The organism is Bacteroides sp. 2_2_4, from assembly GCF_000157055.1.
In the GTDB taxonomy this organism is placed as follows: domain Bacteria; phylum Bacteroidota; class Bacteroidia; order Bacteroidales; family Bacteroidaceae; genus Bacteroides; species Bacteroides ovatus.
In genome coordinates this window covers 428,175-443,026 of record NZ_EQ973358.1, presented here as the reverse complement: position 1 = coordinate 443,026, position 14,852 = coordinate 428,175, and the positions used below count along the sequence as shown (strand labels likewise).

Genomic DNA, 14,852 nt, shown 5'->3' with positions numbered 1-14,852 from the left:
ATTTTTCGTTTCAGGTCGGACGAAATTCGGACGAAATAAATGATAGTGACGCTATCCGACAAAGATAGTGACGGTATACAACAGCGATAGCGTCACTATCCCGAACATATACCGTCACTATCATTTTCTACGATTATCCATCTGGAATTCTACGTTCATTCATATCTGCGAATCTTACGCATAGTCATATAGCGTACACTCACAATGACTCCCGCCCGATTTCCTAGTTCTTATTCGTTCTTTCCAATCCTTTGGCAGCCTCAACCAAACGGATGAATTCTCTTCTATATCCTTTATCATCATTATTCAGTCCCTGTTTGGCCAGATTAATCACTTTATCGTAACTGGCATTTCCTTTGAAGTCAGAGTCCCGAAGCAACTGTCCGAACATAGCCACTGCAGAAGCAAAGCGGAAATCAGAAGAAACATTATTACCTTTATTATCAACGAAAGGAAGTTCCATTTTCTTGCTGACATCTTTATCCGGAGCTTTATAACGCAGTTTCACAGTCAGGAGATCATTAGAGCCTGTCGGTTTCACTGTCACTTTCTCTTTCTTCTGATATTTCAGATCGTCTATTTTACCCACATATTCATTCTTTATACCTGTAGGAATCACTTCGTAAAAAGCAGTTACCGTATGTCCCGCACCCATATCTCCGGCATCTTTAGCATCATTATTAAAGTCTTCGTCTTTCAACAGACGGCTTTCGTAACCAATCAAACGATACGCCTGCACTTGGGAAGGATTAAATTCCACTTGCAGTTTGACGTCTTTCGCCACTGTATGCAATGTAGCGCCGAATTCGCCTACTAAAACACGATTGGCTTCCTGCAAGTTATCTATATAAGCATGATTACCGTTTCCCTTTTCTGCCAACACCTGAATCTTCTTATCTTTATAATTACCCATGCCATAACCTAATACGGTAAGGAACACTCCACTCTTACGTTCTTTTTCAATCAATTGTTCCAATCCTTCGGCGGAAGAAACACCCACATTAAAATCACCGTCGGAGCAAAGTATGATACGGTTGTTACCATTAGAGATAAAATTCTTCTTGGCTATTTTATACGCCAACAGGATACCCGCACCACCTGCCGTAGAACCACCTGCCGTCAATTCATCTATCGCTTCACGAATCTTCTGTTTGTCACTACCCAGAGTGGCCTCCAGTTTCACACCGGCACTGCCTGCATAAGTCACGATAGCTACTTTATCTTTATCCCGTAAGTTGTTTACCAACAATTTGAGAGATGATTTCACCAAATCCAACCGGTTGGCTCCCCACATAGAGCCGGAGACGTCAATCAGAAACACCAGGTTAGATGCAGGCAAATTATCCGTCGGAATTTCTCTAGCTTTCAAGCCAATACGCACAAGACGGTGAACCGCATTCCAGGGACATGCTCCGGCTTCCATCGTGATTTTCACAGGATCACTTCCTGTCGGTTTCGGATAATCATAGGAAAAGTAGTTCACTAATTCTTCCGTACGGATAGCATCTACAGGAGGCAATTCACCTTTATTGATAAAACGACGCATATTACTATAAGAAGCAGCATCTACATCAATAGAGAAAGTAGAAAGCGGAGCATCCGACACACTCTTAAATCCATTCTCCTGAATCTGCCCGTATTCTTCCGCATTTACAGCATCATACATGATTCCCGGTGTCGGACATACCGCCATATAAGCAGCAGACACCGATTTAGTAGCCTTTAGCTCATGCCCGTATCCTACCACTACACATTCTTCCAATACCACATCATCAGCTTTCATCTTCACATCCAGCGTAGCCGATTTCACCACCCTTCTCTCTTGCTTATACCCGATATACTGGAACAACAACGTCTCCCCCTTCTTGGCCTGAATGGTGTACTGGCCCTTCATATTCGTTATTGCACCCTTCGAAGTACCCTTGATCTGTACCGAACAACCTACAAGCGGATTTCCATCCTTTGCATCCGTCACCGTACCCGACACAGTAATAACTTGCGCATTCATCCTACCTAAAGAAATAACCGCCATTAGCAGTACGAGCATCATCGCTCTGAATTGATTTGTTTTCATAACTTCTTATTTTAAAATGTTACTATTAGTTCGCTTTTATTATAGAGATGCACATTTCACACAGATTCCATAAATTGCCTGAACTTTTTTTTATCCGGCAGAAAAAAGAGTCATTTCAAAATTCTCACTCATTCCTTTGCAACTCTTAAGATGATGTGTATATTTGCCGATCATAAACATATTATAAATATGAAAAACGAAGTCGACGGAAGGCGGGAAATAGCCTCACGAAACACAGCCTGGGCTACTATTATTGCCCGCAAACTAACTCGTTGGGGTGTCACTCCCAATCAAATTTCCATGATGAGCGTATTCTTCGCTATGGTGGGGTGCCTTCTGTTGATCGGCACAGTCATTGATCCCGGTTTTAACAAGTATGTAGCCTACATTCTGTTCATCGTTTGCATGCAGTCGCGGTTACTCTGCAACCTGTTCGATGGGATGGTAGCTATTGAAGGAGGGAAGAAAAGTGCCAACGGAGATCTCTACAATGATATGCCCGACCGCTTTGCTGATGCTTTGTTCATCATTCCCATCGGATATATAGCAGGTGGATTCGGTATTGAACTGGGATGGCTAGCGGCCCTTCTTGCCGTTATGACAGCTTATTTCCGCTGGATAGGAGCCTACAAAACGCACCAGCATTTCTTTAACGGTCCGATGGCCAAGCAACACCGCATGGCATTGCTCACGCTTGCCTTTGTAGTAGCCACCTGCACCATTCACGCAGGATACGACCGGATGGTATGTCTCATAGCTCTGATAATAATCAACGTCGGCCTTGTCGCAACACTGATACACCGTCTGTACCTCATGTCACACACAACAAACAATGAAATAAAATGAAAGAACTACTGGATATCATATTTCCTACGCTAAGCGATGAATTGATTATCGTCATTTCGCTCATCATCGGACTGCTTGTTACGGCAAGCCTTATTCTTTTTCTCGTAAAGAAGATCTCTCCAAAAACAAATATCAGCGAACTCTCCGCCCGCACGCGTTCATGGTGGATCATGGCGGGCATGTTTATCGGCGCTGTATTTATCAGCTATAACATTTCTTACTTCTTCCTTGCCTTTCTCTCTTTCATCGCTTTCAGAGAACTGTATTCGGTGTTGGGATTCAGAGAGGCAGATCGCGGAGCATTGTTTTGGGGGATATTGGCCATTCCCATTCAATATTACCTTGCTTACCTTGCCTGGTATGGAGCATTCATCATCTTCATTCCGGTAGTTATGTTTCTCGTATTACCCTTACGACTTGTTTTAAAGGGAGACACCCACGGAATTACCAAGTCGATGGCTCTGTTGCAGTGGATTCTGATGCTTTCAGTATTCGGTATCAGCCACCTCGCTTATCTCCTGTCGCTTCCTGAACTTCCGGGATTCAATGCAGGAGGACGAGGTCTGCTATTATTCCTTGTATTCCTTACGGAAATCAACGATGTTATGCAATTTATCTGGGGCAAACTTCTCGGACGACATAAGATACTCCCGAAAGTAAGTCCGAACAAAACGTGGGAAGGATTTCTGGGCGGTGTAATCAGTACTACCGTCATTGGTTACTTCCTCGGTTTCCTGACTCCCCTCTCCGCTCCCAACGTTATCCTGGTAAGTGCTCTCGTTGCGATTGCCGGATTCTCGGGAGACGTAGTCATCTCCGCCATCAAGAGAGATAAAGGAATTAAGGACATGGGGAACAGTATTCCCGGTCATGGAGGAGTATTCGACCGGATAGATTCTCTGGCCTACACGGCTCCTGTATTTTTTCATTTAGTTTATTACATTGCATATTAAACGGAGGGAATGGAAAAAAGATTCATGCAAGCTGCTGCCATGCAGATTATATATAAAGGTGTATTCCAATGGTTTCTGAAATTGGTTGTAGGAGTTCAGTTCACCGATTGCCAGTTCCTCAAAAAGGAAAAGCAATTCATCATCCTTGCCAACCATAACAGCCATCTGGACACCCTAAGCTTGTTATCTTCCCTGCCCGGAGGACTTTTATGGAAAGTCAAACCCGTAGCAGCAGAAGATTATTTCGGGAAAACCCGCTTTCAGGCTTCCATCAGCAACTTTTTCATCAACACACTGCTAATCAGAAGAAAAGGAGAAAAAGATTCGGAGCATGATCCGATCCGTAAGATGCTTGAAGCCATCGACGCCGGATATTCACTGATTCTTTTTCCGGAAGGAACCAGAGGAAAGCCGGAACAGATGGGAAAAATTAAATCCGGCATAGCCCGCATCCTGTCTCTGCGACCCGAAGTGAAATATATTCCCGTATTCATGACCGGTATGGGACGTTCTCTGCCCAAAGGAAAAATGATATTGTTGCCATATAAAGCATCTATCTATTACGGTATGCCCGCATTGGTAAAGAGTACGGATACGCATGAAATATTAGACCAGATTACAGGTGATTTTGAAGCAATGAAAGAAAAATATCAAGTCATTATTGACGAAGAAGAGGAATAGATGTTGTTTTTCAAAAGAAAAATATCAAAACTATCGGACGAGGAATTACTAATACATTACACGAAGTCCGGTGATACGGAATATTTCGGCGAATTATATAACCGATATATCCCGTTACTATACGGACTTTGCCTAAAATATCTGCATGATGAAGACCGGGCACAGGAGGCGGTCATGCAGTTGTTTGAAGATTTATTGCCTAAATTGGGAAATTATGAGATAAAAGTGTTCAAGCCATGGCTCTACCGGGTGGCAAAGAATCATTGCTTGCAACTTTTACGAAAGGAAAATAAAGAAATTACGTTAGATTATACCGTTAATGTTATGGAATCCGACGAATTTCTGCATCTATTAAGTGAGGAGGAAAGTTCAGAGGAACAACTAAAGGCATTACATCACTGTCTCGAAAAGTTGCCCGAAGAACAACGGACCAGCATTACGCGTTTCTTTTTAGAGGAAATGTCGTATGCCGACATTGTGGAACAGACCGGATTTACTCTGAACAATGTGAAAAGCTATATCCAAAACGGAAAGCGAAACTTAAAAATTTGTATTAAGAAACAAGCCCTATGAAACTATTGGACTACATACGAGGACTCCGCAAAGGAAAAGAGGCACACCGGCTGGAAAAAGAGTCGATGCAAGACCCTTTCCTGGCCGATGCTATGGATGGATACAACCAGGTGGAGGGAAATCACGAACAACGGATCGAGAAACTGCGGATGCAGGTTTCTGCTCATTCGGCAAAGAAAAAGAACACTTATGCTATCACCTGGAGCATCGCTGCGTGTCTGATTATCGGATTCGGTATCAGCAGTTATTTCCTGTTCCTGAAAAAGAGCATGACAGATGAAGTGTTCATTGCGGAAGAGAGTGTTTCCACAAAGTTGGCTGAACCCGCAGCTCCACCAACTCCGGCAATTCCTGCCACTCCAACAGTTCCCGCAACTCCGCAAAAGGAAATCGCATTAGCTACTACAAAGGTAAAAACGGATTCCACTCCTATTTCCGAAATTACTGCGAGACAAGCGGATAAGAAAGATATGATTGCCAAAATCCAAACGACTTCGCAACCACAAGGTGCGCCTGTGGCAGCTGTGCCGATGATGGAAGAAGTCTCGGAAGAGACTGCTGCATTGCAAGAAGTAGTAGCAACGATAGATACTTTCGAATCTGAATCAGATAAGAAAATGAAGATGGCTAAGGTAGCGACTATCCTTCCTCAAAATAACATGATTAAAGGGAGAGTGACCGACGAAAAAGGAGAACCGCTTATCGGAGCCAGTGTGACATATAAAGGAACGAATATCGGAACCATCACAAATATGAATGGAGAATTTTCGTTAGTCAAAAAGGATGATAAGAAACGATTGACAGCTGAATATATCGGATATGATCCGGTAGAAATCCGGGTAGATACCAGCCGGACGATGCTCATTGCCATGAACGAAAACAAACAGACACTCAATGAAGTGGTGGTAGTGGGATATGGCGCTAAGAAAAATAAGAAGTCAACAACCCTCGGAAGTGTTGTGAAGGTTGAGGAACAGGCAGAGAAAGAGATCACTCCACAACCTGTCATCGGTAAACGTAGCTATCAGAAATACCTGAAGGAGAATCTCGTTCGTCCGGCGGATGAAAAGTGCGCACAAGTGAAAGGAAAAGTTGTATTAACTTTCCTTGTTAATAAAGAAGGGCGTCCCTTCTACATCAAAGTAAAAGAGAGCCTTTGCGAGTCTGCTGATAAGGAAGCAATCCGCCTGATCCAGGAGGGACCGGACTGGATTTACGGCAACAAACTTGCAGAAGTAACTGTCAAATTCGAATAGTGGGAAGTCACTAAATCCAAGTACCCTTACGCCATAAGAATTCGAGTGGTCCCTGTTTATGACGGGCAAGCCACCAACGGCTGAATATCAGCTGAACAGTAAAGATGAGCAATGCAATCAGCAGACTTGCCGTTGCTCCGGCATATTTGTACATAGCTAATCCGAATCCATAATAGATGATTACCCCCATAATAGATTGGGAAATGTAATTTGTCAGACTCATACGACCGTAAGGAATCAGCAGACTTTGCCAGCCATATCCTTTCTCTTTCTTAAACCAAAGCAAGGTGAAGATAGAAACTAGGATAATCATAAACGCAAAATTGGCATAGGATGGAACGGCAATCTTATAAGGAATTTGTACGGACGGATTGGTGAGTAAGTCCGGCACAAAGGTTTTGAGGCAATAGAGAGGAATGAATGCGAGGACGGCACCTTTCAACATCTTCTTCCAAAAGCGTACAGACTCTTCGCTCTTTATTAAATATTTCCGGCGTCCCAGCAACATTCCGAACATGAACAGAGCAGCCGTCTGAAACAAACGACCATTTTCTACTTGCCAGATATTGCTGTATAATTGTCCGTCGGAGATGTTGGAACAGAGTACTTCGAAGAAATTACCATTGGCAGTTACCTCCTGCGCACGTATGGCATAAGGCATATAATGACCGGTTGCTACTACGTAGTCGGGATTTATCATCGCATAAATGGCACGACCCCACTCATAAGGCTGAAGAAGCAGAATCAGGGCAATCCAAAAGACCGTTTTGTCCTTTAGCTTACACACGGGTATCAATGCAAAACCCACTACCGCATAGAGTAAAAGAATATCCCCGTTATAGAACAGGGCATGCAACTGCGCAAACAGAAAAAGCAAACACATCCGCCAGGCAAATCGTCCGCGAAAGTCTATACCACGTTTCTCCGCGTTATGAAACTGAATGTAAAAACTAAAACCAAACAACAAGGAGAAAGTAGCATACGCCTTTCCCGCAAACAGGAAAAACAGGATGTCCCATGCATATTTATCAATTGTTTGCAACCATGCAGGCACATTCTCCGGTACTAAGAACAGATTATAATGCTCCAGATTATGTAATAATACAATTGCCAAAAGGGCAAATCCGCGCAGAGCATCTACTACTCCAAGACGTTCGGACGTTTTTAGTGTTTGAGTCATTAGTCAGATATAATTATTCCATTTTTTAATGCCGGTAAAATTAATGGAAATATTTGAAACACAAAAGCTTGTAAATGTTAAAGGAGTTGCCCCTTATTCTTTATCTTTACAGTGTGTGTGTGTTTCTTATCTGTGGAGACTCTTTATCTTTTATATTAATTCATAACTAGCCATCTGTATTGGCATATCCAAATTATGAAGCACTTTCTCCAATAGAATACCCTCGCGGTTATCATATTCATACCCGAAAGTGGCACGGATACCTTGCAGGATAAACTGTGTGGCACGGTCCAATGCCATCGGCAGACTGTCTCCCTGCATCAAAGAGCCGGTAATGACACTGGTGAAAGTATCTCCCGTGCCGGGATAATGTGCAGGCAGATAAGGGCAGGTCACTTTCCAGTAGCGGTTTCCCTGACGGTTATATGCATAGACAGATGTTTTATGAGGCTCATCATGTACAGGAACACTGGTGATGATAACCACTTGCGGACCTTTGTCGGACAAAAGACGAAGATATTCTTTCAGCTCTTCATCCGTGTTATCTGCTTTATAGGGTTTATCCAATAAATAAAACAGTTCCGTCAGATTGGGGGTAATCACATCTGCTTTCGTGATTAAGTGACGCATCTCTTTTATCATCTCTCCATCAAAGTTGGTGTATAATCGTCCGTTATCTCCCAACACCGGATCGGCAACGATCAGGCTGTCCGGCCGACGAAAGTCCCTGATAAAATCAGAAACAATCTGAATTTGTCTCGGAGAACCCAAGTATCCGGTATAGATAGCGTCGAACTCTACCTCCAGTTTCTTCCATTGGGCAATAATCTTCGGCATTTCGTCCGTCAGGTCGAGGAAGGAGAAACCGGGATATTGCGTATGATTGGATAATACAGCCGTAGGAAGCGGACAGACCTGAAAACCCATGGATGAAAGAATAGGAATGACGACGGTCAGAGATACGCGCCCCATTCCCGAAAGGTCATGGACGGCGGCTATTTTCTTTACTTTATTGGCATACATATAATTTATAATTAAACGTTTTACTACTCTTATCCTACAAATTCATTTATCTACTATGGACAAACAGAAACAGATATCCTATTTACATCAAAAGAGATTCGACTATATTCTCCCAAAGACTCTATTACATCCGATGGAAGCCGGACTTTATCCAAACAGAGCCTCTATTTACATCAAACGGAAGCTCTGTTTATATGAAACAAAGGCTCTATTTCTTATCAATAGAGCCTCTGTTTTTACAGCGTCAACGGAGTCTCCATTTCGTTTGCACTAACAAATATAAAACTCCATTGTTTTGAAACCAAATTTATTTTAGAATAATCAACACGGAAACATTAGGTTAATATCACTAACACGTCTCGTGCCCCATGTGCTCCCATCACCAATGCCTGCTCAATATCAGCAGTCTTTGACGGACCGGAGATGAACGTTCCGAACTGATATTCCTGTCCGTCCAGTTCGCGGTAGGCGTCATACATGGTATCTACAATTTTATTCCGGTCGAGCAGAATGACCAACTTCTCCGAGATAAAATAGATTGCTTTATATTTCACCGTCTGCGGTATCCAGATGGCTCCGTTTTCGGCTACTCCGATTTCTCCTTTCACTACGGCAACATCTGTGCCGTCCAACTCTTTCGGATCATCCAAATTATCGGGATTGAACGTAGCACAGGAAATATCCGGCAATACGGAAGCAATGCGCATAGCGTCCGGATAAGTCCGGCGTATGACCGCATTCACATCTTCCCCTTCGCCCAACACAACTGCCGCACCACCCACCACACGGCTGATTGCACAGAACTGCTCTATCCTGTCAGGATATGACAATCGTTTCATATCCGCAATATCCGGTTTATCATAACGCGTCTGCGTATGCTGGCGAATGCTGGCGAATATATCTTCTCTACTGCTCATTTGGATTCCTCCTTTCCTTGTACTTTATTTTTCTTCCACATTTCATTGAACGACTCGCTGGCAAATTCCGGCAGTTCACGCCCCTTTCCCCAATCGTCGAGATCGTTGTATTTCATGAAACGGGGCAGGCCATTTACCACCGGGGCTGCCCACAAGGCTGCGTTGAACAATGCCGGACGCTCCATCAGGAACTTCATACCGCCGGACATGATCTTCTTTCCCGTATTGGCTTTCCCAAATCCGGCCAAGTCCTGACGCCATTTGTAAATCTGCTCGGCCAAATCTACTTTCACCGGACAGACATCGGAACAGGACATACACAGAGAACAGGCTGAAAGATTATCGTAATACTTCTCCGGAGCGTGAGCCATACCCAAGTTGATGCCAATAGGTCCGGGGATGAAGTACGTATAAGAGTAGCCTCCACTCCGGCGATACACCGGACAGGTATTCATGCACGCACCACAACGAATACAGTTCAGTGTCTTGATATGGTCGGGCTTGGACAGTAAGGCACTCCGGCCGTTGTCTACGATGATAATATGATATTCACCGCCTTCGCGGGGACGGCGGTAATGAGAAGTATATGTTGTCACCGGTTGTCCGGTGGCCGAACGAGCGAGTAATCGGGTGAACACACCCAATGCGTCCAGATCCGGGACGATCTTTTCCATACCGAAAGCGGCAATGTTCAGTTTCGGGTAGGAAGTACCCATATCGGCATTTCCTTCATTGGTGCAGACCACAATGTCACCGGTTGAAGCGACGGCAAAGTTGGCGCCTGTCATGGCGGCTTCGGCATTGAGGAAGAGATGGCGCAGGTTCTTACGTGCGGCATGAGTCAGGTAGGTAGGATCAAAGTTTCCCTTTTTCGTGCCCATCTCCTTTTCGAATAGTTCGCCTACCTGTTCCCGTTTGATGTGGATGGCAGGCAATACAATGTGGCTTGGTTCGAGATGCATCAGTTGCAGGATGCGTTCGCCCAAATCGGACTCTACGACATCGATGCCCCGCTCCATCAGGAAAGGATTCAATCCACACTCTTCGGCGAGCATGGATTTGCTCTTGATGAAATGGTGGACGTTATGCTCATTCAGTATTTCGTAGACGATGGCGCAGTATTCATCGGCATCTTTTGCCCAATGTACGATGGCGCCGTTGGCGGTAGCATTCTTCTCAAACTCCAGCAGAAGTTCTTCGAGGTGGCTGTTGGAGTATAGTTTCAACTCGCAAGCCTTGTTGCGCAACTCTTCCCATTCGGGAACTTCCTTGCTCATCTTGTCCCTTTTGGCACGGACCATCCAAAGGGTTTCGTTATGCCATGCTGCCATCTTGCTGTCCTGCAAGAACTTTTCGGCAGCCTTTGAATGTTTTGTACTCATGATTGCGACGCTAGAATTTCTACAATATGGATAATCTGAATAGGCAGATGCTCCCGTTTGATGACACCTTGCATGTGCATCAGGCAGGAACTGTCCGCTCCGACAATATACTCGGCTCCGGTAGCGATGTGATCTTTTACCTTATCACGCCCCATGCAGACGGAGACTGCCTGCTCTTCCACCGCAAACATTCCGCCAAAGCCGCAACACTCGTCAATATGGCTGGGCTCGAATACTTCGATGCCTTCTACCAGATTGAGCAGGTCACGCAATTTATTGTAATAAGGGATGTTCAGTTCGGTGGGAGCGGAAATCAACAGTTCGCGCACCCCATGACAGCTATTGTGAATACTGACTTTATGAGGAAAGCGTGCAGGAATTTTGGAAGGTTTCAAGACATCGTGAATGAACTCACAAATATCATAAATCTTTCCCGCACTCTGACAAACATGTCCTTCTTTCTCCAAGATGCCCGGATGATTCTCTTTCACAAATGCCACACAACTGGCGGAAGGGCCGACGATGTAATCGTATTCCCGGAACAGATCGTCAAAACGGAGTGCCAATTTCATCGATTCATCTTCAAAACCGGCATTTGCCATCGGTTGTCCGCAACAAGTCTGATCCAACGGATAATCGACGTCTACTCCCAAACTTTTCAATAGTCTATACGATGCCACTCCCACATTGGGGTAAATAGCATTGATATAACAAGGAATAAACAAACCTACTTTCATACTATATTTTGTAATAATTTAAGCTTCTTCCGCATCACCCGTCTATTTTGTTCAACGGATGTCGATTAATTTGTGTGTTTGCAGGCTGAGTCTCCATTTGGGATGTCGCATTACACAGTCCACTGTTGAAGCAGTGTTATTACAAGAACAAGGCTGAAGGAAAAAATGTTCGGCCGGAAGGAGTTCAAAAATACTTATATCTTGTCCTTCATAGACCACTTTCACTTCATCCATCCGGTCGATGGCAAGTTTCCCCCCTTGTTTGGGGGAGCAGGTCACCCAGTCGATAGCTGCCGGCAAGGGGCGTGTACCGTTGGTTTCGATGGTCACATATTTGCCTGCCTCATGCAAACGGTCGATCAATTCATCGTCTATCCATAAGGAAGGTTCGCCGCCCGTAAGGACAACAGTGACGGCAGGATATTTTTTCACTTCGGCGATAATTTCATCGTCAGTCATCATTTTTCCTTCTTCGTGTTGTGTGTCGCAAAAGTCACATTTCAGGTTGCAACCGGAAAAACGGACGAAGATGGCCGGAGTTCCGGTATGGTAGCCTTCGCCCTGCAAGCTGTAAAAGATTTCATTAATCTTTCTCATCATCAAAATTTGTTTGGTTTGCTATTCTTGTCCTTCTGCGCCGCTGGGTTCTTTCTCGTAGATGACAATGTTTCCTTCCGATTCCTGCACTTCTACTTTATAGCATTGAGGAATCTGTTTGCATACCCACCGGGCGATATTCTCCGCTGTGGGGTTAAATGGGAGTACTTCGTTCAGATTTTGATGGTCGAGTTTCTCCATGACCACTTCTTTGATGCGGGTGAAATCTACCACCATTCCTTCGGAGTTGAGCCGCGCGGAACGGCAATAGACGGTGATAATCCAGTTGTGACCGTGTAAACTGGCGCATTTACTGCGATACGGGAGTACCAGCTTATGAGAAGCCGAAATCTCCATGCGTTTGATTACTGTAAACATGAGTGTATGTATTTTAATAGTTACACGCATCTAATGTCACCTCGATGCAACGGCAAAGGTAATATAAAATAGAGTTTTCATCCAGCAAAGAGTGTTATTTTTTCCCTTTTTTTGCACTATCTTTGCCGCATGAAAACTCTATATATTGTTTTAGGTAGTATTTCCCTTGCGCTCGGCATTCTCGGCATCTTTCTGCCGCTACTGCCCACTACCCCTTTTCTATTGCTCACCGCCGCCCTTTATTTCAAAGGGTCGCCCCGATTATATAACTGGCTGCTCAACCATCGGCACTTCGGTCCTTACATCCGCAATTTCCGCGAGAACAAGGCGATTCCTCTCCGTGCCAAAATAATTTCTCTCGTATTAATGTGGGGAACGATGCTTTATTGCATTTTCTTCCTGATTCCTTTTATATGGGTAAAGATTCTCCTGGGATTGATAGCCGCAGGAGTCACTTATCATATTCTTTCTTTCAAGACGTTAAAGTAATGCGATAGTCCCTGCCGTGCATCGGCAAGTTTATCTTCCCAATGTTTCACGGAGTTCTGGCCAATAATGTCAGTCACGTACTTCACGGAAATAAACGGGATTTCTTTTGAACGGCAGACAAATGCCTGTGCGTATGCTTCCATATCTACAACATCTCCGCTAACGTGAGTCAACTCGGTGAGGAAGCCATCTCCCGTATTACAGATCCCATGTTCCGTCCAATGCGTGCAATAACCTTTTTCTTCGAGCAAAGCTGATGAATCGATCTCACACTCCAATCCGAACTCTTTCATTTTCTGCATATCACGGTCTATGAACTTGCGACATACAAAAATATCTCCTACCTGATGATTGACTGTTCCAGCACTTCCGATATTGAGCACCAAGTCCGGTTGTACCTGACGGATTGCCTCTGCCAAATGAAAGGCTGATTTAACTTTACCAATACCTGTACGAACGTAGTAAGGTTCTATATCCGGCCATTTAAGTTCTACAAATTCGCCTTGTACGGCGTAGGTTACTAATATTTTCAACATGGGTTCCTTTATTTCGTAAAAATTACTATTCAAATCCAATTGTACTCAACCGCTCCACGAGATAGACTATAGCCCTATTTATCCAGGCTATTTCATCTGACAAACTTTTGATGTTCCATCTGAATGAACTCCAATTTTCTATTTCATGGATAAACATACCATCAGTTATTTCTGCAAAAATAACTATTTAACTGGAGTTATCTATAAAATGCGGCCAAAAGAGGTATGCTAAGCCGCAAATTCTGCGGTTAACTAACGGAATTAAACTGCAATCAACAAGAACAAGGCATATCCACCACGCTTGGTTTGAAGAATCATTCAAACCAAGTACGAAACTTCCTTATGTGGAGTACCCAATATTACTTTTTACTATCCGGCAACGGATTAATAGCCCCCCTTTGTGTACAAGTATATGCCGATACATCTACCGCTTTGCGGTGTGATTCAGCGACCGACGCCCCTCTAAGTATGTTCACAACAAAGGTAGCAGTAAACGAGTCGCCTGCACCTACAGTATCGGCCACCTCAACTTTAGGTGTATCTATGGATGAAATTTCCCCACTTACATCATATATGCCACTACGTACTGCCCCCTGTGTGAATATAACATATTTGAGCGAGAAACGAGCAATGAGTTCTGCGATAGCTTCCACAAAATCAGTCGAAAGAGAAAGGAGAGAGATCAATAATGGCAATTCGTCTTCATTCAATTTGAGGACATTTGCCTTTTGCAAGGACTCCACAATCAAGTCTGTCGAATAAAAATGTTGCCTGATATTAATATCAAACACCTTCAAAGAGGTATCCGGCACGGCATCTATGAGTCTCAAGATTGCAGCACGTGACTTTTCGCTTCGCTGTGCCAAAGAGCCCCAACAAACAGCATCTGCATCGCCGACAAGTTTCATGGTCGCAGGACTACACTCGATAGTATCCCAAGCAACATTCTCAACAATGTCATATTGCGGTACACCGGCCTCATTCAACGACACAAGCACTTTACCTGTCGGCAAAATATTACGGGAAATATATCCTAAATCAAGTCCGGTCTCTTTAAGCACTGTAAACGTTTCATCGCCGAGTTCGTCCTCACCTATTGCCGTAACGGGATATGATTCTGCTCCCAACTCCTTTGCAAAAAAACAGAAATTGATAGGCGCTCCGCCAAGTCTCTTACCTTCCGGGAAGCAATCCCAAACAACTTCTCCTATACCTATTATTTTCATGGTT

At 44.1% G+C, this 14,852-nt stretch carries 16 protein-coding genes; 6 read left to right on the top strand and 10 right to left on the bottom strand.

From position 1 onward, the window contains the following. Nucleotides 1–223: 223 nt before the first annotated feature. Nucleotides 224–2,074: a vWA domain-containing protein gene (locus BSCG_RS17780; protein ID WP_004308289.1), complete on the bottom strand. Its 1,851-nt coding sequence runs from the start codon at nt 2,072–2,074 to the stop codon at nt 224–226. Between the two features lie 189 nt (nt 2,075–2,263). On the opposite strand from BSCG_RS17780, the gene BSCG_RS17785 reads away from it, so the two are divergent. The 5 genes from BSCG_RS17785 to BSCG_RS17805 are packed head-to-tail and all read left to right on the top strand — an operon-like array spanning nt 2,264 to nt 6,383. Continuing rightward, the gene (locus BSCG_RS17785) at nt 2,264–2,920 is read left to right on the top strand and encodes a CDP-alcohol phosphatidyltransferase family protein (RefSeq protein WP_004308290.1); all 657 of its coding nucleotides are present in this window, start codon (nt 2,264–2,266) and stop codon (nt 2,918–2,920) included. Then, complete coding sequence (locus BSCG_RS17790; RefSeq protein ID WP_004301949.1) at nt 2,917–3,873, top strand: phosphatidate cytidylyltransferase; 957 nt, start codon at nt 2,917–2,919, stop codon at nt 3,871–3,873. Before BSCG_RS17785 ends, BSCG_RS17790 begins: the two co-directional genes overlap by 4 nt. Before the next feature lie 24 nt (nt 3,874–3,897). Beyond that, the gene (locus BSCG_RS17795) at nt 3,898–4,554 is read left to right on the top strand and encodes a lysophospholipid acyltransferase family protein (RefSeq protein WP_004320683.1); all 657 of its coding nucleotides are present in this window, start codon (nt 3,898–3,900) and stop codon (nt 4,552–4,554) included. Beyond that, nucleotides 4,555–5,127: an RNA polymerase sigma factor gene (locus BSCG_RS17800; protein WP_004301947.1), complete on the top strand. Its 573-nt coding sequence runs from the start codon at nt 4,555–4,557 to the stop codon at nt 5,125–5,127. Continuing rightward, nucleotides 5,124–6,383: a carboxypeptidase-like regulatory domain-containing protein gene (locus tag BSCG_RS17805; RefSeq protein ID WP_004308291.1), complete on the top strand. Its 1,260-nt coding sequence runs from the start codon at nt 5,124–5,126 to the stop codon at nt 6,381–6,383. The genes BSCG_RS17800 and BSCG_RS17805 overlap by 4 nt, the downstream gene beginning before the upstream one ends. 10 nt (nt 6,384–6,393) lie before the next feature. On the opposite strand, the gene BSCG_RS17810 is transcribed toward BSCG_RS17805, so the two are convergent. The 7 genes from BSCG_RS17810 to BSCG_RS17840 all read right to left on the bottom strand — a co-directional run bounded on the left by BSCG_RS17810 (nt 6,394) and on the right by BSCG_RS17840 (nt 12,597). After that, nucleotides 6,394–7,563, bottom strand: coding sequence for a DUF418 domain-containing protein (locus BSCG_RS17810; protein ID WP_008775568.1), 1,170 nt, complete (start codon nt 7,561–7,563; stop codon nt 6,394–6,396). 150 nt (nt 7,564–7,713) lie between these two features. After that, nucleotides 7,714–8,586 carry a pyridoxamine kinase gene (locus tag BSCG_RS17815; RefSeq protein ID WP_004304792.1) on the bottom strand — a complete coding sequence of 291 codons (873 nt, stop codon included), beginning with the start codon at nt 8,584–8,586 and terminating at the stop codon, nt 7,714–7,716. 335 nt (nt 8,587–8,921) lie between these two features. Continuing rightward, on the bottom strand, nt 8,922–9,503 hold the full coding sequence (locus BSCG_RS17820) for a lactate utilization protein C (RefSeq protein ID WP_008775567.1): 582 nt from the start codon (nt 9,501–9,503) through the stop codon (nt 8,922–8,924). Next, a complete protein-coding gene (locus BSCG_RS17825; protein WP_008775566.1) occupies nt 9,500–10,885 on the bottom strand; it encodes a lactate utilization protein B in 1,386 nt (461 codons plus the stop codon). Before BSCG_RS17825 ends, BSCG_RS17820 begins: the two co-directional genes overlap by 4 nt. Next, nucleotides 10,882–11,622 carry a (Fe-S)-binding protein gene (locus BSCG_RS17830; RefSeq protein WP_004304789.1) on the bottom strand — a complete coding sequence of 247 codons (741 nt, stop codon included), beginning with the start codon at nt 11,620–11,622 and terminating at the stop codon, nt 10,882–10,884. Before BSCG_RS17830 ends, BSCG_RS17825 begins: the two co-directional genes overlap by 4 nt. A 51-nt stretch (nt 11,623–11,673) precedes the next feature. Beyond that, nucleotides 11,674–12,219 (bottom strand): 7-carboxy-7-deazaguanine synthase QueE, encoded by a 546-nt coding sequence (locus BSCG_RS17835; protein ID WP_008775565.1) that lies wholly within the window; start codon nt 12,217–12,219, stop codon nt 11,674–11,676. Between the two features lie 21 nt (nt 12,220–12,240). Further along, nucleotides 12,241–12,597 (bottom strand): 6-pyruvoyl trahydropterin synthase family protein, encoded by a 357-nt coding sequence (locus tag BSCG_RS17840; RefSeq protein ID WP_008775564.1) that lies wholly within the window; start codon nt 12,595–12,597, stop codon nt 12,241–12,243. Between the two features lie 129 nt (nt 12,598–12,726). Here BSCG_RS17840 and BSCG_RS17845 point away from each other — a divergent pair, with 129 nt between their 5' ends. Then, nucleotides 12,727–13,086 carry a YbaN family protein gene (locus tag BSCG_RS17845; protein WP_004304786.1) on the top strand — a complete coding sequence of 120 codons (360 nt, stop codon included), beginning with the start codon at nt 12,727–12,729 and terminating at the stop codon, nt 13,084–13,086. Here the strand turns inward: BSCG_RS17845 and BSCG_RS17850 are convergent. Both BSCG_RS17850 and BSCG_RS17855 read right to left on the bottom strand, forming a co-directional pair. Then, nucleotides 13,056–13,622: an MTA/SAH nucleosidase gene (locus BSCG_RS17850; protein WP_008775563.1), complete on the bottom strand. Its 567-nt coding sequence runs from the start codon at nt 13,620–13,622 to the stop codon at nt 13,056–13,058. The two genes, BSCG_RS17845 and BSCG_RS17850, sit on opposite strands and share 31 nt — an antisense overlap. Before the next feature lie 359 nt (nt 13,623–13,981). After that, complete coding sequence (locus tag BSCG_RS17855; RefSeq protein WP_008775562.1) at nt 13,982–14,848, bottom strand: carbohydrate kinase family protein; 867 nt, start codon at nt 14,846–14,848, stop codon at nt 13,982–13,984. Between the last annotated feature and the right edge of the window lie 4 nt (nt 14,849–14,852).